The sequence below is a fragment of the Eikenella sp. Marseille-P7795 genome (assembly GCF_916618725.1).
Taxonomy (GTDB): Bacteria; Pseudomonadota; Gammaproteobacteria; order Burkholderiales; family Neisseriaceae; genus Eikenella; species Eikenella longinqua.
The window spans coordinates 293311-316213 of sequence record NZ_CAKAJZ010000002.1 but is presented as its reverse complement, the minus strand read 5'-3'; the positions used below and the strand labels follow the sequence as shown (position 1 = coordinate 316213).

Here is a 22903-nt window from a genome sequence, read left to right as displayed (position 1 = left end):
CAAAAACGTTCACGCATGATTTACCTCCAATAGTCGGTAGCTGGCGTATTTCTTGCCCGTCCTTTGGTCATGCACCATCTCGCGGTGGATAACGTGGCCTGCCTGCGATAAGTCATAAATACGCGCGCCCAAGCGCATACAGCCGAACAGGTTTAATGCTTCCAGCGGCGTGATGCTGTTGCCTTGGCGCATGTATTCCAAAATTTGATTGCTTTGTGTCGTTTTATTTGCCATAATTAAGCCTCTTTTATATTTTGTTAATATCCTTTGCCCGCATTCCCGTGCGGGCTTTTCTTTATTCGCCCCACCACTTCCGGAGCCGCTGTAACCAAGCCACCTTGACCGGCACATAAATCCGTTGCATGATTTGCCCGTCATAACGCGCGGTGGCCGCAGCCCTCAGTTTTTCCCTAGCTTCCTCCGGGCTGTCCGCCCAAATGCTTAATGACCACATCCTGCCTTTGAAACGGTAGGAGAACGTGTATTCATTTTTTGCATAATCCATAAGGAGTTCCTTTATGTATTTCGAAATGTATAGAGATGCCCGTAATGAATGGCGCTGGCGGTTGAAAGCCGGTAATCACGAAGTCATCGCCGTCAGCTCCGAAGGCTACGCATCCAAACAAAGTTGTTCCCATTCGATAGACCTAGTTAAATCCACTACAGCCGGCACCCCGGTTAAAGAAGCGTGATTCCACAGCCCGCCCAGCGGGCTTTCCTTTTGCCCGTCTGTCCGGGCTGCCAAGCGTCTTTCCGCTTTGTCTGCCGTGGTAAAATGGCTGTTCCCCAACAACCAACCACGAAAGGTAAAATCATGCGGTTTAAAGTTCATGGCTATGGGACAGCAAAACACGCAATCCCCATACTTTTTCAAAATAAAACCCACGAGTTAGACGGAATTGAGACAATACAATGCGGGGATGTTCTAACCATCGCTGATATTCCTGAGCCACAGGGCTTGCTTGTTGTGTGTGATCGAGAGATGAAAATATCTGTTGATGACGGTCGCGTATTTCTTGTATTGAACGTCGGGCTCTTTTCATCGCTTGATGAATACCGTGAACGATTCGATAGATAAACATCATCAGAATCAAGGCCGTCTGGAACATTAGCAAGCCTAAAACGGCCTGTTCAAAAGTACTCATCTTCTTTCCCCTTGGTTAAGCTTCATCAGCTCTATTTGTAACGCCTGGGAGACTATCGGCAATTCATCAGCGCATCCTTGGATTGCCAGCGCGAACAAAACTTTTTTAATTTCCGCCTTGTCTTCATCCGACAGGGCGGCCTGTTCTTTGACCTTCACGCGGATACCCACTTCAAGTTCCAGTTTTTCTTTCATCTTCTTTCCTTTCTCAAAAATATTTGCGCTTTTACCTGTCCGCCCGGCTGGCGAAGTATTCAGCCGAGATGCGGCACATCAGCCGGTATTCTTCAGCGTTCACAACCACAGCATCTTCAGCCACCACCTTGCCGCCACAGGCCGCAATCATTAGCGCCGCCCGCAGTAACCCACATTCATCGGATTTCCAGCGGCTCACGGTGGCATCATCCATACCAAGCAGCAGCGCGACTTCGTGTTGTGATTTATCCGCAAGCATTCTCAAAACAGCAGTTTGCAGCTTGTGTGCCTTTGTGATTACTTCTACCGATAATTCAGTCATGGCCTAGCCCCAAAGATTTTCTTGTACTCTTTAGGGAATTTGGTTTTCAGATAATTGTTTTGTGCCAACGGGATACCGTTCTTTTTCCATTGGGATACCGCCCCTTTGGAAATACCGCACAAGCCGGCCACTTTGGACGTGCCGCCTAGTAGTTCAATAAACTCAATATGTTTCATTTTCTTCTTTCACCTTAGAAAACTTGACTAAAGTATAGGTTACTAAACATACAAAAGTCAAGCACCCTAAACAATATTTCGTTTAGACTGCTAAACGATTTGATAGGATATTGAAATGAATACGCTTAAAGACAGATTAGAAGAGCTGATGGCTGAGCATGGTTTAACCACACAGCAGCAGCTTGCAGACTTTGCCGGAGTATCAAAAGGACTGGTTGGACAATGGTTTAATGGAAGCACCGGGTTAGGCGCGAAGCCGTTATTAGCCTTCGGAAAGAAAACCCGCTTCTCTACCCAATGGCTGGCAGATGGTACGGGCGAAAAATATCAATCAGCCTCTCCTGGCAAACCGATAGAATCAAACGCCACCGCATTCGCCGTGGTAGAAACATGGCAGGATGGCACACCGCTCAATGATGAAGAGTGTGAAGTGCCGTTCCTGAAAGAAGTGCGGCTGTCTGCCGGTTCAGGTGCATTTGAAGCATCCGACTTCAACGGCTACAAACTGCGCTTTCACGAATCCAGCCTGCGCCGCAAAGGCATCAACCCTAAAGACGTGGTATGTGTATCCGCTGATGGCAACAGCATGGAGCCGGTATTCCCGGACGGCGCTACGCTTGGTGTGGACACCAGCCAAAAGCACATTAAGGACGGCAAGATTTACGCCATCAATCATGACGGCTGGCTACGCACCAAAATCCTTTACCGACTGCCAGGCAATAGAATCCGCATCCATAGCTACAACGAAGAGGAGCACCCAGACGAAGAAGTAGATGCCGCCGATATTCAAATCATAGGCCGCGTGTTTTGGTGGAGCGTGTTGGATTGAAAAATGATGAATAAACTAATACTTGTTCTAAGCTCGGATAGTTTTATCAGGTTCACTAAGTGGCTGGATGACACAGATGGTCATTTAAACCCTGTTTTCATTGGCGAGTTCAAACATCCGGCTGGGAATATTGAGGCGTTTTGCAAGCTGTATGACACCTCCGGGAAAGGGCTAATCAACGAAATAATCGGCTTCCTGGCCGCTCACGCCCTAGGCATCAGCCAACCACATCATGCGTTTATTGCCCTGCTGCCCATTAAAAGCCTGCCTGGCTTTGCTGCCGTTGCCCGCCGCAAAGAGAATGCTTGGATGCAAAACAAAACAGACGACACCGTAATGTGTTTTTGCACTTCCCGCTTAGACGGGCATAGCGCAGCCATCCACTTGCTTTCACAAAATGGTATAGAAAAACTAATTATGGAACAAGAGATTGCAACTGATATTGCCAAGTGGGAGGAATACAGCTCAGCCGTTGCACTAGATGAAAACATCGCCCACGCCGACCGGCATTTTAATAATCTGTTGCGGCTATCCAAGCAGAAATACGCATTGATTGACAACGGCAGGCTGATTAACGGCACCAGCGAAACATGGGGATGCGAAATGCTGGATGCCAACCAGCTCTACAACAACCGGCTGCTCAGAGCCATGGTTGCAAGAAAAGCGACCACCAAGCCAAGCAACAATCAGCTTCAAGACAAAGCCATTGTCTGTGCCGAGCAACACGAACAGAAGCTGAAAAACATTGAAGAAGAGCTGGATTTTTGGTTAAATGCGCTCCTGAAAAAGCCTGAATCTACAGCGTTCCGGCAATTTTTAACAGATAGAACAAAGGGTTTACCATGTCTGTTGCGACGGAGGTTCCACCGGCTGATTTAGCGACCGGCACAGATATTTTTTCCGTTTTGTCGGCGATCGCCACAAAAACAACCAAACCGGCTATCACGGCTAAATGGGCGCCAATCCGTATTTCCCCAAACCTTGCCACCGGGGAAATACTGAACGTTGGCGTTTGCGTGCTGTACCGCCGCAAAGTCCATGTCAAGCTCCTTCCGAGTGCCGCCCCATTTGAAGCCCTATATGGCGGGGCTGGAAACGACAATTTCAGCTTCCTGCTCGGCATCATCGGACAATATTTGGACGGACAAAAAAGTTTGTCTGTTGATATTTCCCCGCAGGTTTCGTTGGGTAAAGCCCATTTTGTTGCGGGCGACAGCATCCAAGAGATACTAGACCGCCTGTATGCAAGCATGGTATCCCTCGATTTAATGTGCCGAAAAAAAGAGACGCCAAAGGAACGTAATATCAGCACCGAAACCCTACGGCACACAGTTCATGGGTTACTAAAAAAGGAGAATGCAAAATTCGTTGAAGACAGTTGGCATGATGTGGACAATCCCATCATTCTTCCATCAAGTTCAAATGGTGGGACGCCAAAACAGTTACAACATTTGCAACTTTGGTCAGAACCAAACATCACCAACAGTAAAATATGCTTTGCCTCTTTTGTTTCTGCCGACTATACGAGAGCAATAGTTAGGGATGCTCATTTATTTTATGCAAAACATGATATTGAGATGGCAGTTAATTCAAGGCGCGAAGAAAAAACAGCAGGGTTGTTTGTGTATCGCCCAGATGGTTTGCCGACAGATGTAATGCAGGATATTGATAATACTATCGATGATACCCATTGGCTACTCTCAAAGAATCTAGCTGGAAAGGCCACCTTCCAAATGGAAGTAGAAAACGATATTTCTAAATTGGTTTCCCATGCTAAAGCTTTCGTAGCTTAACTAATTCTACCCCAGCCCGCCCCGCGCGGGCTTTTCTTTTGCCCGTCAACCCACATCCAACTGTAAACCAGTAGCTGACTGTTGCCGCCATGCGCGGCTTTTTTGTTGTCTGTGAAAAATAAATTCTGTTTTAAATCAAAGAAAAGTATAGTTTCCTATACTAAATTTGTTTAGCACGCTTGACTTAATATGTTTAGTTTTCTATACTACGTCCAACGAAATACGAAACAGACCGCACGAGCCAAGCCCTAGCGGGATACAAGAGGGCAAGCCCAGTTTGAAAGCTGGGGGCAAGGCCGATAAGCCCTAGCGGGCAGCAGAACAAAATTGGCGAGTAAAAGCCGAGGCGAATTTTTAACAGAGCCATTTCAATGAGATGGCTCGATTAAATATTCAGCAATCATTGAAGGAGAGAGCAATGTATAGCTTAGCCCAACACCAAGCCGCCCAGCTCAATAGCTACCTCGCCAGCCTAGACCGCGATAGTGATATTGAGAGCAAGGCAGACGAGATGACAGAGGAGAGCATCCTCAGCGACATCATGCCCCGCCTCAGCCTCGCCGCCCAAGACGAAGTAAGGCGAATCGTGCTGGAGATGGCCGAAGAAATCCTCGAGCGCGAAGCCGAAGCAGTACGGCGCGAGCGCGAAGATGAAGCCCGCTTCGAGCGCGATTACCAAGATTATTAGGAGAGCAGCATGAACATCAGCATAGACGGCGACCTCGAACAGGCCGTTCCAATCGTACAACGCGCCGCCGACTTGTTGGAAGTAACGCGGCTTGACGAGATTATCAACGAGCTCAGCCGAGACAGCCAAAACGAGATACGCAGCATCCTGCTCAAACGAGCCGAAGCCATACTCGCGGATGAGGCCGAGGATGAGAGATGGGAGCGGCAACGCGCCGCCTGACACGATACGCCCACCCAACGGCGGGCTACCTGAAAATAACTGGCAGCGAGAGAGCATCCCCCCAGCCGGCGGTGGGGCAAAACACCGGCAGCAGGCGGCGGCTGAACTCCTACACGGGGAATCCCACCTCTAACTACCGCGCGCCTGCAATCCACAGCACAGAGGCATGGCCGCCCTGTGTGCCGCCCATCTCAGGATGGGGAACGCCCGTGTCGAACCCCCTAACCTGCTTGCGGGGAAGCACGTTAAACAGGCTCAGGAGGAGCAGGAGGGTTTAGCGGTTTGGGTGAGTGAAAACCGCCGAGCGGGTGCGAAGCCCGCACCAATAAACAAAAGCCGATATTTTTTACAGATTGGATTAAAAAACGCCGCCCGGGGCGCTTCCGGGGAATACCTATAGGAGTAAGACCAATGGCAAATTATGCCCAAACCCTCAGCGATATCTACCGGGGCGGACTGTTGTCCGAACTGGATGAGAAGCTGTCAGAAGTCGTCAAAGCTGCCGAACTGACCGGTAAGCAAGGCAGTTTGGCTTTGACCCTCAAAATCAAAACCAAAGGCAACAGCGGGCAGGTAGAGATTACCCCAGTAGTAAAAGCCGCCGTGCCAGAGCACGACCGTGGCAACGTCCTCATGTTCGCCACGCCTGAAGGCAACCTGCAACTACAAGACCCACGCCAGCGAAACCTTGACCTCAAGGAAGCTCCGGCCAAAGTGTTGCAGATGGCTAAATAACCAAATCAAAAAGGAAATCAGACATGCAAGAATTACAATACAACCAAGCACAGACAGTAGCGCAACTGACTACGCAGGCATTAGAGGTGCGCAGAGTCGGCGAAACCCCGTTTATCACCCTGCCGGAAGAAAGCTGGGTAGAAGGCTTGGAACATCTCCTACCTCGCCCGACCCGCCGGCACGGCCTAATCAACGTACAAGACCAGGCCGGCTTCCTTGCCCTGTTCAAACGCTACCGCAACGAGCAGGAAACCGTTATCTACGCCGACCGCGAAGAAGCCATATTTAAGGCTGTATTCAACGACCACAGCAGCGACGGCACCGGTTGGCGCGACCATGTTTGCCGCTACGCCTGCCCCAAATCCAACGAGTGGCAGACATGGACTAGAAACGACGGCGTGAAGATGAGCCAAGAGCAGTTCGCCCATTTCATCGAACAAAACCTTGTGGACATCGTAGAGCCGGTCAGCGCCGAGATGCTCGAAATCTCCCGCAGCCTGATTGCCAAAAAATCTGCCAGCTTCAGTAGCGCCATCCGCTTGAGTGACGGCAGCCACCAGTTCAGTTACGACGAAGACATCAAAGGCAGCACCAAGTCCGGCAATCTGGCCGTGCCCGAAACCTTCAAAATCGGCATCCCCGTATTCCTGAACGGCACTGGCTACGCCATCGAAGCCCGCTTGCGCTACCGCATCAAAGAGCAGAGCTTGGAAATGTGGTACGAACTAATTCGACCACACGACGTGTTTGAAGATGCTTTCAACGCCATCCATGCCGAAATCAGCAAAGAAACCGGCATGGAACTGATTGCCGCCGAGTGTTAAATCCGCAGGCAGCCTGAAATATGGCTGCCTGTTTTTTTCAGGTAGCCATACCAAGGAGCAAAAAAATGAAAACCCGCATCGCCGCTTGGATAGCGGCTATTTTTATGGGCGCGGCCTTTGTCGCCATGCCCACCCTAGACAGCCAAGACCAGTATTTACAAACAGTCCAAACAGAGACTGCCGCCGAACGGGTAGCCAAGCTAGACCGCCAAGCCTCACAAGAGGCCGCCGAACTGGCGCGGCAATATCAAGAGATGGACGACCGCGAAATCATGCGCGGCGTGGTGTATGAGCCGGAGGGGAAGTAATGCAAGTCATCACCCGCTACAACAAACCCCGCCCTGGGAAAGTAACTATCAGCCTAGAGCATCGCCGCATTCTCACCAGCCCCTCCACGAAAGAGGCGCACGAGTGGAAGGGATTAAAGACCAAGCGCGGCGTAGTTATATACGCTGAGTATATATTCCCCATCACCGAAACCGCCGCCATTACCGACTGCCAGAACAAATTTTACCAACAGATGAGCGAACGCATCGAAGCCGGCCGCCGCAATTTAAACCACCTCCCAGCCGCCATCAAACGGACAGGGAATAAACGGAAAGATTAGCAATGAGCAAAAGCAAAGAATTGATTACAAAGCAACACCCCGTCAGCGCGGGCGATATTCTGGGCATGGTTGCCGGCCTTGCCGCTGCTGCCATACACATTTACGAAACCGAGCCAAGCGGGAAACTTAGCCAACTGTTTGCCCTCGAAGGCATCCCGCCCACCTATCAACTCATTAAGCCGATTGTGCAGGAGTCCAAGCAACTAATCGAAGCGGGCGATACTGAAGCAGATGACTTTCTAAAATTCGTTACAGCAGTCATCTCGCTACTGGATAAGGCCAGCGAAAAAGCAAACGAGCTTGGATTGTCCGAAGCGGCCCCACCGACCATCCAATAACCGGAGCTAAATTATGACCCAAAACACCCAACTGACAACCCTATCCAACAAACTTGCCGCCCAGTTCGATTTGGGCAGCGGCGAAGGCTTGCTCGACACGCTCAAGCGCACCGCCTTCAAAGGCAATGTATCAGACGACCAAATGGCCGCGCTGCTGATTGTGGCCAACCAATACCGCTTAAATCCATGGACGAGCGAAATCTACGCCTTCCCCAGTCAAGGCGGCATCGTTCCCGTAGTCGGCGTAGATGGATGGGCGCGCATCATCAACGGCAATGCCCAATTTGACGGCATGGACTTTGAGCAAGACGAAGATAGCTGCACCTGCCGCATCTACCGCAAAGACCGCGCCCATCCCGTAAGCGTTACCGAATACATGGACGAATGCAAACGCAACACCGCCCCGTGGAAATCCCACCCGCGCCGGATGCTTCGCCACAAAGCCATGATACAGGCCGCCCGCTTGGCATTTGGCTTCGCCGGTATTTATGACGAGGACGAAGCCGAACGCATCAAAGATGCCAAAGACCACGCCCCCACCAATGCCGCCAGCCCGTTTGCCGGGGAGCGCGACAATCCCGACCGTGCCGACCTGCTGCAAACCGCCGAAACCGTGGCTATCCGTGGCTTGGATGAATACAAAGGCTGGTGGCTTAGCATCAGCGCGGAAGAGCGCAAAATCATCGGCATGGACGAACATGAGCGGCTGAAAGCCATCGCCATGGAAACCATCCAAGCCGAACCGGCAACTGTAGAGGAAGCGCAATCATGAGCGAACAGCGCACCCCCGAATGGTTCGCCGAACGCCTAGGCAAGATTACCGCCAGCCGTATTGCCGACGTAGTGGGTAAAACCAAATCCGGCGGCTACGGCGCGGCGCGTAAAAACTACATGGCCGAACTGCTGTGCCAGCGGCTGACCGGGCAGCAGGAAGAAAAGTTCACTTCCGACGCCATGCGGCACGGCACAGATACCGAACCGGCAGCCCGCGCCATGTACATGCTCGAGACCGGCGCAGACGTAACCGAAACAGGTTTTATCCCCCATCCGACTATTGCCATGAGCGGCGCATCCCCTGACGGCCTAGTAGGTGAAGACGGGCTGATTGAAATCAAATGCCCCAACACCGCCACCCACTTGGAATTTTTGCAGAGCCACAAACCCAAACACGAGTATCTACTACAGATGCAATGGCAGATGGCCTGCACCGGGCGGCAATGGTGCGACTTTGTCAGCTATGACGACAGGCTACCTGAAAAGCTGGCTTATCGCTGCATCCGCATTCCGCGTGATGACAAGCTGATTGCCGAGCTGGAAGAAGAAGCCGTCAAATTTTTAACCGAACTGGACAAAACTGTCCGCCAACTTGAGGAACAAGCAGCATGAGCCAATACGACAATACCAACCGTGGTGTCCTATTCCGTAACCACAAAAAAGAGCAGCCCAACCAGCCAGACCACACCGGCAACATCAACATTGACGGCAAAGAATACTGGCTGAGCGCATGGGTAAAAGAGAGTAGCAACGGCAACAAGTTTTTCAGCCTGTCCGTTAAGCCTAAAGACAGTAAGCCGAACGACAGCGCAGAGCCTGCCGATTCTGGGGATATCCCGTTCTAGGAGCAACCATGACCCATCAATTTAAATTCGGCGACCGCGTGAAGTGTATTCCTACGCCAGAATCGATAGGAGTGGTGCTATCAGAAGTAGATGAATACGGCTATGTGAACGTGATGTTTGATTATGATCTTATAGTAGAAGACATCAATGTTTCTTGGCTAGAACCCATTCCCCACCCCGACACCGAGCGCCTAGACTGGCTCGCCGCCGCAGCAAGCGTAGGAAACTTTATCCCCGTAGGCTTGTCCTTGGGCGAATATGACAGCCTGCGTGATGCAATCGATACAGCCATGCGGGCGCAGGCGGAAGAGGCAGAGGCTGAATAACAAGGGAATCGATATGCAATACCAGCAATACATTGATGCCAAACTATCCCAAAGATTGCCAGTAGGAATTCGTGCGGACTTGTCCGGCTACGACCTAAACCCACACCAAAAAGCACTAGCAGAATGGGCGCTACGCCGTGGCAAGGCAGCCATCTTCGCCGATACCGGGCTGGGCAAAACCCGTATGCAGTTGGCTTGGGCTGATGCGCTGGTTAAATCAGTCGGTTGCCGGGTGTTAATCCTTGCCCCGCTTTCTGTTGCCGTGCAAACCGCAGAAGAGGCAAAAAGTATCGGCATCAGCATCACGTTATGCCGTGAGCCGCAAGACGCAGCCGATGGCATTAACATCACCAACTACGAGCGGCTGCACAAGTTCGACGCAGCACAATTTGATGCCGTGGTGCTGGATGAATCCAGTATCATCAAACACCACACCGCCAAAACATTCAGCCAGCTAACGGAAGCGTTTGCCCATTGCGATTACAAGCTATGCGCCACCGCTACCCCCAGCCCGAACGATTACACCGAGCTAGGCACACATGCAGAGTTTCTAGGTATCTGCACCCGTGCCGAAATGTTGGCGGAATACTTCGTGCATGATGCCGCCAAAACGCAAGACTGGAGATTGAAAGGCCACGCCAAGGCAGTATTTTGGCGATGGGTGTCATCATGGGGCGCAATGGTTCGCAAGCCGTCCGATTTAGGATTTGATGATGGCGCATACAACCTGCCGCCATTACACATCCAGCAGCACACCGTGCTATCCGATATTGACCACGCCAACGAGCGTGGCTTTTTATTCCCGGTGGAAGCCACCGAAATGCAGGATAGGCGGGATGCCCGCCGCCGTTCGATTACCCAGCGCGTAGTCGAGTGCGTCCGGCTCGTGTCCGAATCGAGCGAAAAATGGCTGGTTTGGTGCGACCTCAACGCCGAGCAAGACGCGCTTGAGGATGCTTTCCAGCAAGCCGGTATCAGCGTGGCATCGATTCGCGGCAGCACCGACCTAGAAGAGCGGCTGGAATTAGAGCAGTCATGGCGGCTTGGCGAAACCCAAGTGCTGTTATCCAAAGGCAGCATCTTCGGATTCGGCATGAACTGGCAGCATTGCCGCAATATGGCATTTGTCGGCGTAACCGACAGCTACGAAGCCTATTATCAATCCGTGCGCCGCTGTTGGCGTTTTGGGCAAAGCAAAGAGGTATTTGTCCACATCATCGCCAGCGAAGAAGAAGGCAGCGTGGTAGCCAACATCAAGCGCAAAGAGCGCGATGCCAAAGCTATGGCAGACGAGCTTTCAGCCGCCACCGGAGAGGCGGTGAAAGAATCCGTCATCGGGCAACAACGAATTTTTAATCCATACCAGCGCAACGAAGCCATGCGGCTGCCGGGCTGGTTAATCAGCGAGAACCAAACATGGACATCATCAAACAACAATCAGGCGATAACTGGAGCTTGTACAACGGCGACTGCGTAGAGGTAGTCAGCGGGCTGCCGAGCCAATCCATCGACTATTCGATTTTCAGCCCCCCGTTTGCCAGCCTCTACACCTACAGCAACAGCCAGCGCGATATGGGCAACTGCCGCAGCGATGCCGAGTTCTTCGAGCATTTTTCCTACCTCGTAGCCGAGCTGGCGCGGGTGATGAAGCCGGGCAGAAACGTGTCATTCCACTGCATGCAGCTCCCCACCAGCAAGGAGCGGGATGGCTATATCGGGTTGAAAGACTTCCGAGGCGAGTTAATCCGCTGCTTCCAACAGCACGGCTTTATCTATGCCAGCGAAGTCGTCATCTGGAAAGACCCCGTTACCGCCATGCAGCGCACTAAAGCACTCGGGCTGCTGCATAAAACCGTGCGCACGAATGCCAGCATGTGCCGCCAAGGCATCCCTGATTATCTGATTACCATGCGCACCCCCGGCGACATCACCGATAAAGTCATCCACAACCCAGAACAATACCCCGTGGATAAATGGCAAAAAGTCGCCAGCCCGATATGGATGGACATTGACCCATCTGACACGCTGCAATATCGCAGCGCAAGAGAGCATGACGATGAAAGGCATATCTGCCCACTGCAATTAGACGTAATCCGCAGGGGCGTGGACTTATGGACAAACCCCGGCGATATCGTGCTATCCCCATTTGTCGGCATTGGTTCAGAAGGCTTTGTAGCCTTAGAGATGGGGCGCAGGTTTATCGGCGCGGAATTGAAAGAAAGCTATTTCAATCAAGCTGTGCAGAATTTAGCCAACGCATCCAAACAGGGCGATTTATTCGTTGCATAAGGAGCAACCATGAAAACATTTACCCAAATCCGCGAATGGGCAGAAACCCGCAACCTTATCGCAGGCAGCGACAGTTTCCGACAGCTGGCCAAGCTCGTAGAAGAGACCGGCGAACTGGCCGCCGATATTTCCCGTGGCCGCCCGCGCCGCCGTATCGCTGACAGCATCGGCGATTGCGTAGTCGTGCTGACTATCCTGGCGGCACAGAACGGCCTGAAAATTGAGGACTGCATCGCCCAAGCCTATGACGAAATCAAAGACCGGCGCGGCGTGATGAAAGACGGCATATTCGTGAAAGAGGAGGATGTGCAATGACACCCGAAAGAATCGAAGAACGCAAGGCGTTTGAGGCATGGATGGCTGAGCTATATCCAACCAATCCGCAGACGGAACGAGTAGGCGACGAATACAGCCGCCTCGGCACGCAGTACAAATGGGAAGGCTGGCAAGCCAAAGCAGCTCGACCAGAATGGATAAGTGTGAAGGATAGGCTGCCTGAAAGCAGCAAAAGATATTTAACCTTCAGTTCTTTCTACATGCAAATCGTTACTGCCTATTACAGCGTAGAAAGAGGGATGTGGTTAGGAGTATGCCGTACTGACGAAATCACGCATTGGCAACCGTTCCCCGCCCCGCCCACCACAAACCCCGCCGCGTAATGCGGCTTTAGCAGTCTTGATGCTGCAAAGACACAATGAAAGATTCGCGTATGAAATTTAAAAAGCCTTCAGTATATTTCTGGTTATTTTTATTAGTGAGTCCTTTGCTGATGATGGATGCAGCTTTCTTTCTAATAAGGTTATTACTTATCGGGCTGCATTTTATTTCTTGGTTAAGTGGCCTCACTATATTGTGGCCGATACTTTTGGTTTTAAAGTATTTTGTTTTTAATAGTTTTTATATGAAAGATATAAAAATGAAGAGTTACCAAGAGACAGTTTATTATTTACTTAGCGAGACAAAAAGAAGATTTTATTTATTAAAGGAATCCGCAGAGTGGATTTCATGATTTAGTATTTATCTAAGTTATAAAGCAACCACCGCAGTACGACATCTGCCGTGGGGATATTGATTAACTAGGCCGCCTTCGGGCGGTCTTTAGTTTGGAGATTGAGACGTGAGCCGAAACCGAAAACGGAAACCGTCCAAACCCTATCGCGGGTACTGCACCTTCCCCTTGGTTGGTGCAGATACCTACCGCGAGTTTCAGGAAACGGCGGAGATGTTCGGCGACTTTGCCGACCCTGTGAAACGCAAGCGCATCTTCGACAAGCCGCGCAAATACCGCTTCGAGATTTGGCTGAAGCTACACGGCAAGCCTGAATACGAAATCCGCGAAGCAAGGATAACGAGCGAAGGCGTAACCCGTGAGAACCTTAGCCAGATCCTATACGAGGTAGCCATGCAAGGGCTACAGGATTTGGACGGGCTGGAAGAAGTGGACGGCGAACAGTCCATCATCAAGATTATTATTTAAGCAGGGGAACATCCTGCAAACCTACAACATCCACGAGGCAGCCAGCATCTTGAAATGCCACCCCGTCTCCATCCGGCAGATGTGCAAGTCCGGGGAAATTATGGCATTCAAAGCGGGTAGGGCGTGGGTCATTACAGAGTCCGCACTTGAAAACTACATCGCCGCGAAGCAAAATGAACGCGAGCAAGCGGTGATTGGCAGAAGGAGTAAAGAAAAATGTCAATCTATCTCAACGACTACGGGATATGGCAAATATCCATATGCTCAGCAGGCGGCAAAAGACTTAGACGCACTACTGGCACGAGGGACAAACGGGCAGCGCAAGAGCTGCACGACAAACTGAAGCACGAGCTTTGGCGTGATGAGAACCTAGGGGAGAAGCCGCAGCACCTGTGGGATGAAGCATGTGTCCGCTGGTTGCAGGAAAACCAAGACAAGAAAAGCTTAGACGGAGACAAAGACAAAATCCGCCTATTGCCAGAATTGCGCGGCGTACTGCTTAGCGACCTGACCCGCGATTTTATCCATCAAGTCGTGAATCAGAAGAACTGTTCCAGCAGCACCAAGAACAGATACTTCGCCCTGATACGCGCCATCCTGAACAAATGCGTGAACGAATGGGACTGGCTGGACAAAGCCCCTAAGCTCAAACTCCACAAAGAGCCGAAGAAACGCATCAGGTGGCTGTATCCGGAAGAAGCACAACGGCTGGTCAATGCCCTAGACGGCCTGCCGTATATGCAGCATTTGGTCATCTTCTCGCTCGCCACCGGATTGAGGCAAGCCAACGTGCTCAATCTCAAATGGGAGCAGATAGACCTACGGCGGCAGGTGGCCTGGATATATCCCGACCAAGCCAAAGCCGGGAAAGCGATAGGCGTACCGCTCAACCACACCGCCATGCAGGTATTGATGGACAGGCCGCGCGTCAGCGATTATGTGTTTACGCATAGCAAAGGCGCACGGGTTAAATCCATCAGCAGCCGTGTGTGGCGTGAGGCGTTGGAGAAAGCGGGGATAACGGATTTTCGCTGGCACGATCTGCGGCACACATGGGCAAGCTGGCTCGTCCAGCAGGGCACACCCCTGGCAGCCCTAAAAGAAATGGGCGGTTGGGAAAGTGTCGAAATGGTGCAGAGGTATGCCCACCTCGCCCCGGAACACTTATCACAACACGCCCGATTGATTGATTCCGGTATTGCCCCCGGAATCGGTTTACTCCAAAGTTTTGTCAAAGTCTCAAATAAGCAAACCTTGGAGGGTAAAATAATCTAATCTAAATTGCTGATTAGTTTAGATTATTCTGGTGGGTCGTGAGCGGCTCGAACGCTCGACCAACGGATTAAGAGTCCGCTGCTCTACCAACTGAGCTAACGACCCGAATGGAAGATGCGCATTGTAAAAATTGTTTAACTCGGTGTCAAGTATGGTCGGAAATGGGGAGGCTACCTGAAAACTAAAAAATGGTTTTCAGGTAGCCTTTTGCCGCATAGACAAGCCTACCTACACTACCAGCCAAGCCTTTTTATGCTGATACATCAAATAGTCGGCGATTTCCCCGTCTTCGTATGCCAGGCGGGATTCTTGATCAGGGGTACGCGGGATGCGTTCGTCTTGGCGCACGAATTCCAATAAATGGGTTTGGCCGTCTTTTTGCAGCTGCAAGGTGCAGCGGTGCTCGGTAAGGGTGCAGTCGGTGATTTCGCAGCCGGTGAGCAGGGGAGAGAGTTCGTCCCATTCGGCTCCGTTCAAGCTGCCGACCCAACCGCGTGCGGCGGTGTGGCCGCATGGGTAAATTTCTACTGCACGGTTGTCTAGCAGCGTGTTGTATCCTGCGTGCCATGCTGTGTAAACCAAGTATTCGTCTGTGTCCAACAGCAGCCCGAAAAAGCCGGGGCCGCCCATGCCGTAAGTGCCCAGATGGGTGCAGAAGCCAACAATTTTGCGTCCGATGGGGGATTTGGCTGCCAAATATTCGGGGCGGCTAAACAGCAGCACATCGCGCTTGAAGCGCATGAAGCCGTAAACCATATAGGCGCGGTTGGCCTCGCGGCGCGACAGGCCGACGGCGTAATACGGCAGCCAGCCTTGCTTGTACCATTGCGGCACTTCTGCTTTGGACACCATCATGCAACAGCTTTCCACATTGCCCTGTTGCAGGTCTAAATAAGAGAGGCTTGTCATGTGTTTGATCCTTATGTATTTCCAGGCTACCTGAAAAAAGGTGGGCATCATTGCCCACCTTATTGCTGCGGATATTTTAACTTCGTTGAAGCTGACGGTTTAGCTTCGCAGAAACTCCGCTTCCTGTGGAAACTTTGTTTTCAAGTAGCCTCAACCGGCTTAAGCGTAATCCCGCTCTTCGCCCTTGCCGTCCACATTCTCCGCACAGCGGGCGCACAGGGTCGGGTGGTGCGCCACGCTGCCTACGCTGTCCACATAGTGCCAGCAGCGTTCGCATTTGGCGGATTGGCTGGGGCGCACGCTGATTTGGGCTTCGGCTTCGCCGCCGTTTTGCAGCGCGGCGGACGAGACGAGCAGCACGAAGCGCAGTTCGCTGCCCAAGGCGGCGCAGGGGCGGTATAGCTTTTCAGGCAGCCTTAAATCGACTTCGGCTTGCAGGGACGATCCGACGGTTTTGTCGGCGCGCAGCGGCTCGATGGCGGCGTTCACCAAGGCGCGGGCTTCGCGCACGGCCGTCCATTTTTCCAGCAGCGCGGCTTCGCTGGCGGCGGGGATGGGCGGGAAGTCGTGCAGGGTGTGGTAGAGCACGCTGTCTTCTTCGCCGCCGCCGATGATGTCCCACGCTTCTTCGGCGGTGAAGCAGAGGATGGGCGACATCAAAAGCACGAGGCTGCGGGTGATGTGGTAGAGCGCGGTTTGCGCGCTGCGGCGGGCGTGGCCGTCTTTTTTGGTGGTGTAGAGGCGGTCTTTCAGGATGTCGAGATAGAACGCGCCCAAGTCTTCGGAGCAGAACTGCACGATGTCCTGCACGGCGAAGTGGAAGGCGTAGCGCGGGTAGTGGCTGCCTGAAACCTTTTCCTGCAACTGCCGCGCCAGCACGAGGGCGTAGCGGTCGATTTCCACCATATCGGCCTGCGGCACGGCATCTTCAATCGGGTTGAAGTCTTTGAGGTTGGCAAACAGGAAGCTGAGCGTGTTGCGGATGCGGCGGTAGCTTTCGGTTACGCGTTTGAGGATTTCTTTGGAAATCGCCAATTCGCCGCTGTAATCGGTGGCGGCCGCCCACAGGCGCAGGATGTCCGCGCCGAATTCGTTGTACACCTCCTGCGGGGCGACCACGTTGCCGATGGATTTGGACATTTTGCGCCCGTTTTGGTCCACCACGAAGCCGTGGGTGAGCAGTTGTTTGTAGGGCGCGCGGCCGAGTGTGGCGCAGCCGGTGAGCATGGAGGATTGGAACCAGCCTCGGTGCTGGTCGCTGCCTTCCAGATACAAATCGGCCGGCCAGGCGAGCTCGGGGCGTTGTTTCAGCACGGAAAAATGGGTGCTGCCTGAATCGAACCACACGTCCATGGTGTCGGGCAGTTTGTCGTAGTGTTCGCAGTCTTCGGGCGACAACAGCTCGGCTTTGTCGAGCTCGAACCAGGCGTTGATGCCTTTTTTCTCGATGAGCAGGGCGATTTTTTCCAGCAGCGCGGCGGAATCGGGGTGCAGCTCGCCGGTTTCCTTGTGGGCGAAGAAGGTCATCGGCGTGCCCCAGAAACGCTGGCGGCTCACCACCCAGTCGGGGCGGCCTTCAATCATGGCTTCCAGCCGCGCGCGTCCCCATGCGGGGAAGAATTCGGTGTCGTCCACGGCTTTGAGGGCTTTGTCGCGCAGGGTTTTGCCGTCTGCGCCGGCTTTGTCCATGCCGATAAACCATTGGCCGGTGGCGCGGTAAATCAGCGGGGTTTTGTGCCGCCAGCAGTGGGCGTAGCTGTGGGTGATTTTTTCGCTGGCGAGCAGGCGGCCGTTTTCTTGCAGCCATTCCAAAATCACGGGGTTGGCTTCCCACACGCTCATGCCGGCCACGCGCGGCACTTCGGCGATATATTTACCCTGCGCGTTCACGGGGTTGTAGAGCTCGATGCCGTATTGGTTGCAGACGGCGTAGTCTTCCAAACCGTGCGCGGGGGCGGTATGCACGAGGCCGGTACCGGCATCGGTGGTAACGTGGCTGCCGTTCAGAATCGGGATGTCGCGCTCGATAAAGGGGTGTTCGGCTTTCAGGTTTTCCAAATCCGCGCCGGTGCATTCGGCAAGGATGGGGCTACCTGAAAAACCGCAGCGTTCCAGTGCGGCTTCGGCCAAATCTTTGGCGAGAACCAGTTTGCCGCGCGGCGTGTCAATCAATTGGTACACAATGTCTGCGCCGGCGGAAATGGCCTGGCTGGCGGGCAGCGTCCACGGCGTGGTCGTCCAAATCACGGCAAAGGCGTCGCCCGAAATTTCAGGCAGCCTGAAAGCCTTGGCCAGCGCAGCGTTGTCTTGAAAACGGTAGGCCACGTCGATGGCGGGCGACACTTTGTCTTTGTATTCCACTTCGGCTTCGGCCAGCGACGAGCCGCAGTCCAAGCAGAACTGCACGGGCTTCGCGCCGCGATACAGGTAGCCTGCTTTGTAAATCTCGCCCAGCGTGCGCACGGTGTCGGCTTCGGTTTGGTAGTCCATGGTGAGGTAGGGGTCGTCCCAATCGCCGATAACGCCCAAACGGATGAAGTCTTTTTTCTGGCGCAGAATCTGCTCGGCGGCATACTGGCGGCACAGCTCGCGGAATTTGGAAGGCGGCATTTCCTTGCCGTGCAGTTTTTCCACCATCACCTCAATCGGTAGGCCGTGGCAGTCCCAGCCCGGCACATAGGGCGCGTCGAAACCCGCCAGCGTTTTGCTGCGGATGATGATGTCTTTCAAAATCTTATTGACCGCATGACCGATGTGGATGTCGCCGTTGGCATAGGGCGGGCCGTCGTGCAGGATGAATTTGGGGCGGCCGGCGGCGATTTGGCGCAGCTTCTGGTAGCGTTTTTCGTCCTGCCACTGCTTCACCCATGCCGGCTCGCGCTTGGCAAGGTTGCCGCGCATGGGGAAGGGGGATTCGTAGAGGTTTACGGTTTGGGAGTAGTCGGTCATGGTGGTCTCGGTTTGGCAGGCGGGGTCAGACGGCCTGCGCTGCGGTTGGAAGGATAAGGAAAACAAGCCGCCGATTTTATAAGGATTTGGCGCAAAAGGCTACCTGAAAGCGGGATTGCCGGTTTCAGGTAGCCTTTTGGTGTTCCGGTAGCCTGTGTGCCGTATGGAAACACAAAGGGAAAGGCTACCTGAAAACTTAGCTGCATGGCGTTTCAGGTAGCCTTTAAGCGCGGCGGATGGGTTTACTGCGCCGGCCGCTCCGGCTCTTCGGTTACGAAGCCGACTTTGCTCAGGCCGGCATCGCGCACGGCGCTGAGGGCTTTCTCCACGTAGTCGAACTGGGCGTTTTTGTCGGCGGCGATGGCGATAACCTGGTCGGGGTTGGTTTTGGCCAGCTCTTGCAGCCGGCTTTCCAGCGCCTGCAGGGAAATCTGCTCGCCTTCGGCCAGGTGGTAGCTGCCGTCGGCGGAGATGGAGAGGCGTAGCGGGTCTTTGGGCTGCGCGGCGTTTTCCGCCACCTGTTTGGCCGAGGCGGTGGGCAGCTCCAGCGGGATGGAGTGGGTCATCACCGGCATGGTGATCATGAATACGATCAGCAGCACGAGCATCACGTCCACCAGCGGGGTAACGTTAATGTCGGCCATCGGGGCGTCGTCGCCGCTGTTCATCGAGCCGAATGCCATGGCTTACTCCTTGTCGTTCATGATTTTCACGTGCAGGTCGTAGGCGTAGGCGTCCATATCCTGCGCCACTTGCCGGTTGCCGTGCACGATGAAGTTGTAGGAAAGCACGGCGGGGATGGCGGCAAACAGGCCCACGGCGGTGGCCACCAGCGCTTCGCCGATGGGGCCGGCCACGGTGGCGATGTTTACCTGGCCTTGCAGGCTGATGTTTTCCAGCGCGTGATAAATGCCCCACACCGTGCCGAACAGGCCGATAAACGGGGCGGTGGCGCCCACGGAGGCGAGGATGGTGAGCCCGCCGTTGAGGCCGCGCTTGGCGATGTTCAGGGTGTTGCGGATGTGCTGCACCAGGTAGTCGCCCAGCGGAATGGTAGTGAGCGGGCTGGCGGGGTTGGCGCGGTATTGGCGCGCGGCGCGGATGGCGGATTCGGTGAGCTCGCTCAGCGGGGAAGGATGGGCTTTGGCCAGCCGCAGCATGTCTTCCATGGAAGAGACGGTGGCCACGGCTTCGATGGTGCCGCGGTTGGCGTGGCGCACTTGGTGCAGGCGGATGCCGCGCACGATGATGATCCACCAGGTGGCGACGCTCATCAGCACTAAGATGATGAAGACGCTGATCAATACTATGTCGCCTTGGGCGAAAACGTGTCCTAAGTTCATGATGCTCCTAAATGATGCTGTTGTTTATATGATAAATGCGGGAAATCGGGCTGCCGCCTAGGGGGCGGTAAAGCGGAGGGTGAAGGTGTAGCTGGCGCGCACCGGCTGGCCGTTGCGTTTGGCCGGGGTAAAGGTGTAGCGCTCGCGCACAGTTTTCTCGGCAGAACGGCCGAACAGCGGATGGGTGGCGGACAGCACTTCCACGCTGGAGGGCTTGCCGTTTGCTTCCACCATCACGCGCAGGCGCACAGTGCCGCTGATGCCTTCTTCTTCCAACTGCGGCGGATAGGGCGGTTTCGGGTTGTTCAGGTAGCCGCCGAGGTGGGAGGGGTTGCTGTCGCCGCCACCGCCGCCCGTACCCGGGCCGTTGCCCGTGCCTCGACCGCTGCCGTGGCCGCCGCCTTCGCCGGAGCCGGAACCCGGCCCGCGGCCGCTGCCTTGGCCGGGCCCGACGCCTGTGCCTTGGCCGCCACCGCTGCCGCCGCCCGAACCGGCAGAGGGCGCGCCGTGGCCTTGGCCGCCGCTGCCACCAGCATTGTGGCCGCCGGCGGTGTTAGACGGCGCGTTGGCCGGCGGATGGTTGGTGGGTGCCACGGGTTTGGTTTCGGGGCGCGGCTCGGGTTTGGGCTCGGGGCGCACCGGTTTGGCTTCGGGCTGAGGTTTGGGCTGAACGATGTCGGCCGGGCGGTCGTTGCGTTCCACCGGCTTGATTTGGGCGCGCTGCTCTGGCGCGGGCTTGGGCTGAACGGGCTTGGGTGTGTCCGGCTTCGGCTGCGCTTGCGGGGCGGGCGGCTGCTCGGGCTGGCCGGAGGAGGGCGCGGGCTCTTCTTCCACCACCACATCGCCGCCCTGGCCGCCGCCACCGCCGCCGCCGAGCATGCCAAGATCGACAAAGCTCAGCCCGGGCGGCTGGGCGGGCAGTTCTGGCGGTTTGATCGAGACCAGCAGCCAATACAGCAGGACATGGGCGGCGATCACGAACAACAACACGGCCGGTGAGAAAAAGCGGTTTTCGGTTTGCATGATGGGGCGGTATATTAATGCGAACTATTTCTGTTTGCAAGGAATTTTTATGGGCAGCGCGGAAGGTGCGTTTCGATGAAGAAGGCTACCTGAAAAACGGGGATTTTCAGGTAGCCTTCTTATGATGCGGCGGCTTGGCGGGCGTTTTAGCTTCGCAGAAACTTCGTTTTCAGGTAGCCTCTACTTGGCTTTGGCGCAGGGCGGCGATGCGTTCGCGGGCGTTGGGGTGGCTGTCGTACCAGCGGGCATACCAGCGGTCGTTCACCAGGCTGGCGGTGTTGCTGCGGTAGAGCTTGATGAGGGCGGAAACGAGGTCTTCGGCGTGGGTGTGTGCGGCGGCGAAGCGGTCGGCTTCGAATTCGTTGCGGCGCGAGGAGAAGCTGCCCAAGGGCGTGAACGGGAAGGCAAACACGGGCAGCACCAGCATCATCAGCAGCAGCGCCATGGCGTGGCTGGGGTAGGCCACGCCCAGCCCGTGATACACGGCGGCGAAGTGGATGATTTGCCCGAGGGCAAACAGCACCAACAGCGCGAGTAGGAAGCGCACGGCAATCTGCTTCACGATGTGGCGGTGTTTGAAATGGCCGAGCTCGTGCGCCAGCACGGCTTCCACTTCCTGCGGCTGCATGCCTTGCAGCAGGGTGTCGAAGAAGACGATGCGCTTGTTTTGGCCCAGCCCGGTAAAATAGGCGTTGGCATGGCCGCTGCGCTTGCTGCCGTCCATCACGAAAATGCCTTTGCTGGCAAAGCCGGTGCGCGAGAGCAGGTTGGTGATGCGCTGTTGCAGCGCTTCGTCGGCCAGCGGCTCGAAGCGGTTGAACAGCGGGGCAATCCACTTGGGGAACGCCCACAGCATCAGCAGGGAAAAGCCCAGCCACAGCAGCCACACCCACAGCCACCACAGCGCGCCGGCCGCGCCCATCAGATAAATCACGGCATACAGCAGCGGGATGCCGATGAGCGCGCCCAGCAGCAGGCCTTTGATTTGGTCGGCAAAGAAGGTGGCCAAGGTCATCTTGTTGAAGCCGAAGGCGGCTTCCAAGCGGAAGCTGCGGTAGAGCGCGAAGGGTTGCGACAGAAGGCTGCTGGCCAGCGAAAACAGCACAATCAGCAGCACGCCTTGGGTGAGCGGCGAAGCGCTGAGGCGGGCGGCGGCTTGCGCGAGCAGGTTTAGCCCGCCGCCGAGGGTGAAGAGCAGCAGGAGCAGGGTGTCGTAGAGAATCTGCCAGCGTGCAAGCCGCTGTTTGGCCAGGGCGTAGTCGGCGGCTTTTTGGTGTTCTTCTAGCGTAACCACCGCGTTGAAATCGCGCGGCACGCGGTGGCGGTGCAGCAGTACGGCGCGGCTTTGGCGCAGCGACAAATAGAGTTGCAGCAGGGTGGATAGGGCGGTGAAGGCGAGGAAAACGTAGAAAACGGTGTGGGCGGACATGGGTGAATCGGTTTGTTTGATCGGAAACGGCGGCAGTATAAGCCAATCTGCGTTTGCGGCACTAATAGCGGATGAAAATAAGAATGGGACAAGGCGGCGGGCCGTAGGCAGTGCACGCGTTACGGCAAGGCGAGCCAACGCAGTTTAATTCACTATACTTTGCCGGCGAGCCGGATTGGGCGGCCGAGTGGCTGAAAATGCCAAAAACCGGCGGATAAGGGGCGAAAAAAGCGGCGCATATAAAAATATGCGCCAAATCTACAAAGGAGAAATAGAGGAGAAACTTGTTAAGCAGTCATTCCTGGCTACCTAACGAGGCCGAATTATACGGGGGCTTGCGGGGGTGGGCAAGGCTAATACTATGATTTAACCTGCTTTTTCTTGATTGTAA

At 54.6% G+C, this 22903-nt stretch carries 34 protein-coding genes and 1 tRNA gene; 22 read left to right on the top strand and 13 right to left on the bottom strand.

The genetic code is table 11. The features are described 5' to 3' along the window. Positions 1 to 9: 9 nt before the first annotated feature. Together LG371_RS05005 and LG371_RS05000 are read right to left on the bottom strand one after the other, a co-directional pair. On the bottom strand, positions 10 to 234 hold the full coding sequence (locus tag LG371_RS05005; protein ID WP_225747889.1) for a helix-turn-helix domain-containing protein: 225 nt from the start codon (positions 232 to 234) through the stop codon (positions 10 to 12). 61 nt (positions 235 to 295) lie between these two features. Continuing rightward, entirely contained in the window at positions 296 to 505 is a 210-nt protein-coding gene (locus LG371_RS05000) for a hypothetical protein (RefSeq protein WP_064084453.1), read from the bottom strand. Between the two features lie 13 nt (positions 506 to 518). Here LG371_RS05000 and LG371_RS04995 point away from each other — a divergent pair, with 13 nt between their 5' ends. Further along, positions 519 to 692, top strand: a complete 174-nt coding sequence (locus LG371_RS04995; RefSeq protein WP_225747888.1) for a DUF1508 domain-containing protein — start codon at positions 519 to 521, stop codon at positions 690 to 692. Positions 693 to 821: 129 nt separating this feature from the next. Here the strand turns inward: LG371_RS04995 and LG371_RS04990 are convergent, their stop codons facing one another. The 4 genes from LG371_RS04990 to LG371_RS04975 are packed head-to-tail and all read right to left on the bottom strand — an operon-like array spanning position 822 to position 1837. After that, complete coding sequence (locus LG371_RS04990) at positions 822 to 1145, bottom strand: hypothetical protein (RefSeq protein ID WP_225747887.1); 324 nt, start codon at positions 1143 to 1145, stop codon at positions 822 to 824. Then, positions 1142 to 1339 (bottom strand): hypothetical protein, encoded by a 198-nt coding sequence (locus tag LG371_RS04985; RefSeq protein WP_143336524.1) that lies wholly within the window; start codon positions 1337 to 1339, stop codon positions 1142 to 1144. Before LG371_RS04985 ends, LG371_RS04990 begins: the two co-directional genes overlap by 4 nt. A 31-nt stretch (positions 1340 to 1370) precedes the next feature. Next, positions 1371 to 1661, bottom strand: coding sequence for a CII family transcriptional regulator (locus LG371_RS04980; protein ID WP_225747886.1), 291 nt, complete (start codon positions 1659 to 1661; stop codon positions 1371 to 1373). After that, entirely contained in the window at positions 1658 to 1837 is a 180-nt protein-coding gene (locus LG371_RS04975) for a Cro/CI family transcriptional regulator (RefSeq protein ID WP_064084449.1), read from the bottom strand. The genes LG371_RS04980 and LG371_RS04975 overlap by 4 nt, the downstream gene beginning before the upstream one ends. 115 nt (positions 1838 to 1952) lie before the next feature. Between LG371_RS04975 and LG371_RS04970 the strand changes: the two genes are divergently transcribed. The 21 genes from LG371_RS04970 to LG371_RS04870 all read left to right on the top strand — a co-directional run bounded on the left by LG371_RS04970 (position 1953) and on the right by LG371_RS04870 (position 14859). Continuing rightward, positions 1953 to 2666 (top strand): helix-turn-helix transcriptional regulator, encoded by a 714-nt coding sequence (locus LG371_RS04970; protein WP_225747885.1) that lies wholly within the window; start codon positions 1953 to 1955, stop codon positions 2664 to 2666. A 3-nt stretch (positions 2667 to 2669) separates the two neighbouring features. Next, a complete protein-coding gene (locus LG371_RS04965) occupies positions 2670 to 3545 on the top strand; it encodes a hypothetical protein (protein ID WP_225747884.1) in 876 nt (291 codons plus the stop codon). Then, positions 3509 to 4459: a hypothetical protein gene (locus LG371_RS04960; RefSeq protein ID WP_225747883.1), complete on the top strand. Its 951-nt coding sequence runs from the start codon at positions 3509 to 3511 to the stop codon at positions 4457 to 4459. Before LG371_RS04965 ends, LG371_RS04960 begins: the two co-directional genes overlap by 37 nt. 418 nt (positions 4460 to 4877) lie before the next feature. Next, on the top strand, positions 4878 to 5147 hold the full coding sequence (locus LG371_RS04955) for a hypothetical protein (RefSeq protein ID WP_225747882.1): 270 nt from the start codon (positions 4878 to 4880) through the stop codon (positions 5145 to 5147). Positions 5148 to 5156: 9 nt separating this feature from the next. After that, entirely contained in the window at positions 5157 to 5369 is a 213-nt protein-coding gene (locus tag LG371_RS04950) for a hypothetical protein (RefSeq protein WP_067589371.1), read from the top strand. A gap of 411 nt (positions 5370 to 5780) precedes the next feature. After that, complete coding sequence (locus LG371_RS04945) at positions 5781 to 6104, top strand: hypothetical protein (protein WP_153705589.1); 324 nt, start codon at positions 5781 to 5783, stop codon at positions 6102 to 6104. Positions 6105 to 6127: 23 nt separating this feature from the next. Beyond that, complete coding sequence (locus LG371_RS04940; protein ID WP_225747881.1) at positions 6128 to 6928, top strand: DUF2303 family protein; 801 nt, start codon at positions 6128 to 6130, stop codon at positions 6926 to 6928. Between the two features lie 65 nt (positions 6929 to 6993). Next, on the top strand, positions 6994 to 7236 hold the full coding sequence (locus LG371_RS04935) for a hypothetical protein (RefSeq protein WP_225747880.1): 243 nt from the start codon (positions 6994 to 6996) through the stop codon (positions 7234 to 7236). Then, positions 7236 to 7535: a hypothetical protein gene (locus LG371_RS04930; protein WP_067589377.1), complete on the top strand. Its 300-nt coding sequence runs from the start codon at positions 7236 to 7238 to the stop codon at positions 7533 to 7535. Before LG371_RS04935 ends, LG371_RS04930 begins: the two co-directional genes overlap by 1 nt. A 2-nt stretch (positions 7536 to 7537) precedes the next feature. Further along, positions 7538 to 7873, top strand: a complete 336-nt coding sequence (locus LG371_RS04925) for a hypothetical protein (RefSeq protein WP_225747879.1) — start codon at positions 7538 to 7540, stop codon at positions 7871 to 7873. A 13-nt stretch (positions 7874 to 7886) separates the two neighbouring features. Further along, positions 7887 to 8645, top strand: a complete 759-nt coding sequence (gene bet, locus LG371_RS04920) for a phage recombination protein Bet (RefSeq protein ID WP_225747878.1) — start codon at positions 7887 to 7889, stop codon at positions 8643 to 8645. Further along, positions 8642 to 9259 (top strand): lambda exonuclease family protein, encoded by a 618-nt coding sequence (locus tag LG371_RS04915; protein WP_225747877.1) that lies wholly within the window; start codon positions 8642 to 8644, stop codon positions 9257 to 9259. Before bet ends, LG371_RS04915 begins: the two co-directional genes overlap by 4 nt. Beyond that, entirely contained in the window at positions 9256 to 9492 is a 237-nt protein-coding gene (locus LG371_RS04910) for a hypothetical protein (protein ID WP_225747876.1), read from the top strand. Before LG371_RS04915 ends, LG371_RS04910 begins: the two co-directional genes overlap by 4 nt. A gap of 8 nt (positions 9493 to 9500) precedes the next feature. After that, positions 9501 to 9818, top strand: a complete 318-nt coding sequence (locus tag LG371_RS04905) for a hypothetical protein (protein WP_225747875.1) — start codon at positions 9501 to 9503, stop codon at positions 9816 to 9818. Between the two features lie 13 nt (positions 9819 to 9831). After that, positions 9832 to 11295 carry a helicase-related protein gene (locus LG371_RS04900; RefSeq protein WP_225747874.1) on the top strand — a complete coding sequence of 488 codons (1464 nt, stop codon included), beginning with the start codon at positions 9832 to 9834 and terminating at the stop codon, positions 11293 to 11295. Further along, on the top strand, positions 11235 to 12107 hold the full coding sequence (locus LG371_RS04895) for a DNA methyltransferase (protein ID WP_225747873.1): 873 nt from the start codon (positions 11235 to 11237) through the stop codon (positions 12105 to 12107). The genes LG371_RS04900 and LG371_RS04895 overlap by 61 nt, the downstream gene beginning before the upstream one ends. Before the next feature lie 9 nt (positions 12108 to 12116). Further along, positions 12117 to 12422, top strand: a complete 306-nt coding sequence (locus tag LG371_RS04890) for a MazG-like family protein (RefSeq protein WP_225747872.1) — start codon at positions 12117 to 12119, stop codon at positions 12420 to 12422. Continuing rightward, positions 12419 to 12766 carry a DUF551 domain-containing protein gene (locus LG371_RS04885; RefSeq protein ID WP_225747871.1) on the top strand — a complete coding sequence of 116 codons (348 nt, stop codon included), beginning with the start codon at positions 12419 to 12421 and terminating at the stop codon, positions 12764 to 12766. The genes LG371_RS04890 and LG371_RS04885 overlap by 4 nt, the downstream gene beginning before the upstream one ends. Positions 12767 to 13284: 518 nt before the next feature. Continuing rightward, positions 13285 to 13584: a hypothetical protein gene (locus tag LG371_RS04880; RefSeq protein ID WP_225747870.1), complete on the top strand. Its 300-nt coding sequence runs from the start codon at positions 13285 to 13287 to the stop codon at positions 13582 to 13584. Further along, positions 13526 to 13927, top strand: a complete 402-nt coding sequence (locus LG371_RS12380) for a helix-turn-helix domain-containing protein (protein WP_370632664.1) — start codon at positions 13526 to 13528, stop codon at positions 13925 to 13927. Before LG371_RS04880 ends, LG371_RS12380 begins: the two co-directional genes overlap by 59 nt. Continuing rightward, complete coding sequence (locus LG371_RS04870; RefSeq protein WP_225748049.1) at positions 13828 to 14859, top strand: site-specific integrase; 1032 nt, start codon at positions 13828 to 13830, stop codon at positions 14857 to 14859. The genes LG371_RS12380 and LG371_RS04870 overlap by 100 nt, the downstream gene beginning before the upstream one ends. A gap of 29 nt (positions 14860 to 14888) precedes the next feature. Here LG371_RS04870 and LG371_RS04865 read toward each other — a convergent pair. The 7 genes from LG371_RS04865 to LG371_RS04835 form a co-directional block, all read right to left on the bottom strand. Continuing rightward, positions 14889 to 14964: transfer RNA gene (locus LG371_RS04865), tRNA-Lys, on the bottom strand. A 123-nt stretch (positions 14965 to 15087) separates the two neighbouring features. Beyond that, a complete protein-coding gene (locus tag LG371_RS04860) occupies positions 15088 to 15768 on the bottom strand; it encodes a hypothetical protein (RefSeq protein ID WP_067590356.1) in 681 nt (226 codons plus the stop codon). Positions 15769 to 15927: 159 nt separating this feature from the next. Continuing rightward, on the bottom strand, positions 15928 to 18717 hold the full coding sequence (gene ileS, locus LG371_RS04855) for an isoleucine--tRNA ligase (RefSeq protein ID WP_225747869.1): 2790 nt from the start codon (positions 18715 to 18717) through the stop codon (positions 15928 to 15930). A 242-nt stretch (positions 18718 to 18959) separates the two neighbouring features. Next, positions 18960 to 19400: a biopolymer transporter ExbD gene (locus LG371_RS04850; protein WP_067590033.1), complete on the bottom strand. Its 441-nt coding sequence runs from the start codon at positions 19398 to 19400 to the stop codon at positions 18960 to 18962. Positions 19401 to 19403: 3 nt separating this feature from the next. Then, entirely contained in the window at positions 19404 to 20060 is a 657-nt protein-coding gene (locus LG371_RS04845) for a MotA/TolQ/ExbB proton channel family protein (RefSeq protein ID WP_067590026.1), read from the bottom strand. A 57-nt stretch (positions 20061 to 20117) separates the two neighbouring features. Then, on the bottom strand, positions 20118 to 21083 hold the full coding sequence (locus LG371_RS04840; RefSeq protein WP_225747868.1) for an energy transducer TonB: 966 nt from the start codon (positions 21081 to 21083) through the stop codon (positions 20118 to 20120). Between the two features lie 169 nt (positions 21084 to 21252). Next, entirely contained in the window at positions 21253 to 22512 is a 1260-nt protein-coding gene (locus tag LG371_RS04835; RefSeq protein ID WP_225747867.1) for a M48 family metallopeptidase, read from the bottom strand. Between the last annotated feature and the right edge of the window lie 391 nt (positions 22513 to 22903).

Bases quoted from the DNA above. Each gene is read 5' to 3' on its own strand.
- LG371_RS04905 (WP_225747875.1), top strand. From the start codon at position 9,501: ATGACCCATCAATTTAAATTCGGCGACCGCGTGAAGTGTATTCCTACG.
- LG371_RS04910 (WP_225747876.1), top strand. From the start codon at position 9,256: ATGAGCCAATACGACAATACCAACCGTGGTGTCCTATTCCGTAACCAC.
- LG371_RS04975 (WP_064084449.1), bottom strand. From the start codon at position 1,837: ATGAAACATATTGAGTTTATTGAACTACTAGGCGGCACGTCCAAAGTG.
- LG371_RS04895 (WP_225747873.1), top strand. From the start codon at position 11,235: ATGGACATCATCAAACAACAATCAGGCGATAACTGGAGCTTGTACAAC.
- LG371_RS04890 (WP_225747872.1), top strand. From the start codon at position 12,117: ATGAAAACATTTACCCAAATCCGCGAATGGGCAGAAACCCGCAACCTT.
- LG371_RS04885 (WP_225747871.1), top strand. From the start codon at position 12,419: ATGACACCCGAAAGAATCGAAGAACGCAAGGCGTTTGAGGCATGGATG.
- LG371_RS04965 (WP_225747884.1), top strand. From the start codon at position 2,670: ATGATGAATAAACTAATACTTGTTCTAAGCTCGGATAGTTTTATCAGG.
- LG371_RS04915 (WP_225747877.1), top strand. From the start codon at position 8,642: ATGAGCGAACAGCGCACCCCCGAATGGTTCGCCGAACGCCTAGGCAAG.
- LG371_RS04845 (WP_067590026.1), bottom strand. From the start codon at position 20,060: ATGAACTTAGGACACGTTTTCGCCCAAGGCGACATAGTATTGATCAGC.
- LG371_RS04835 (WP_225747867.1), bottom strand. From the start codon at position 22,512: ATGTCCGCCCACACCGTTTTCTACGTTTTCCTCGCCTTCACCGCCCTA.
- LG371_RS04850 (WP_067590033.1), bottom strand. From the start codon at position 19,400: ATGGCATTCGGCTCGATGAACAGCGGCGACGACGCCCCGATGGCCGAC.
- LG371_RS04995 (WP_225747888.1), top strand. From the start codon at position 519: ATGTATTTCGAAATGTATAGAGATGCCCGTAATGAATGGCGCTGGCGG.
- LG371_RS05000 (WP_064084453.1), bottom strand. From the start codon at position 505: ATGGATTATGCAAAAAATGAATACACGTTCTCCTACCGTTTCAAAGGC.
- LG371_RS04985 (WP_143336524.1), bottom strand. From the start codon at position 1,339: ATGAAAGAAAAACTGGAACTTGAAGTGGGTATCCGCGTGAAGGTCAAA.
- LG371_RS04935 (WP_225747880.1), top strand. From the start codon at position 6,994: ATGAAAACCCGCATCGCCGCTTGGATAGCGGCTATTTTTATGGGCGCG.
- LG371_RS04860 (WP_067590356.1), bottom strand. From the start codon at position 15,768: ATGACAAGCCTCTCTTATTTAGACCTGCAACAGGGCAATGTGGAAAGC.
- LG371_RS04840 (WP_225747868.1), bottom strand. From the start codon at position 21,083: ATGCAAACCGAAAACCGCTTTTTCTCACCGGCCGTGTTGTTGTTCGTG.
- LG371_RS04900 (WP_225747874.1), top strand. From the start codon at position 9,832: ATGCAATACCAGCAATACATTGATGCCAAACTATCCCAAAGATTGCCA.
- ileS (WP_225747869.1), bottom strand. From the start codon at position 18,717: ATGACCGACTACTCCCAAACCGTAAACCTCTACGAATCCCCCTTCCCC.
- LG371_RS04930 (WP_067589377.1), top strand. From the start codon at position 7,236: ATGCAAGTCATCACCCGCTACAACAAACCCCGCCCTGGGAAAGTAACT.
- bet (WP_225747878.1), top strand. From the start codon at position 7,887: ATGACCCAAAACACCCAACTGACAACCCTATCCAACAAACTTGCCGCC.
- LG371_RS04990 (WP_225747887.1), bottom strand. From the start codon at position 1,145: ATGAGTACTTTTGAACAGGCCGTTTTAGGCTTGCTAATGTTCCAGACG.
- LG371_RS04955 (WP_225747882.1), top strand. From the start codon at position 4,878: ATGTATAGCTTAGCCCAACACCAAGCCGCCCAGCTCAATAGCTACCTC.
- LG371_RS04940 (WP_225747881.1), top strand. From the start codon at position 6,128: ATGCAAGAATTACAATACAACCAAGCACAGACAGTAGCGCAACTGACT.
- LG371_RS04960 (WP_225747883.1), top strand. From the start codon at position 3,509: ATGTCTGTTGCGACGGAGGTTCCACCGGCTGATTTAGCGACCGGCACA.
- LG371_RS04945 (WP_153705589.1), top strand. From the start codon at position 5,781: ATGGCAAATTATGCCCAAACCCTCAGCGATATCTACCGGGGCGGACTG.
- LG371_RS05005 (WP_225747889.1), bottom strand. From the start codon at position 234: ATGGCAAATAAAACGACACAAAGCAATCAAATTTTGGAATACATGCGC.
- LG371_RS04970 (WP_225747885.1), top strand. From the start codon at position 1,953: ATGAATACGCTTAAAGACAGATTAGAAGAGCTGATGGCTGAGCATGGT.
- LG371_RS04925 (WP_225747879.1), top strand. From the start codon at position 7,538: ATGAGCAAAAGCAAAGAATTGATTACAAAGCAACACCCCGTCAGCGCG.
- LG371_RS04980 (WP_225747886.1), bottom strand. From the start codon at position 1,661: ATGACTGAATTATCGGTAGAAGTAATCACAAAGGCACACAAGCTGCAA.
- LG371_RS04950 (WP_067589371.1), top strand. From the start codon at position 5,157: ATGAACATCAGCATAGACGGCGACCTCGAACAGGCCGTTCCAATCGTA.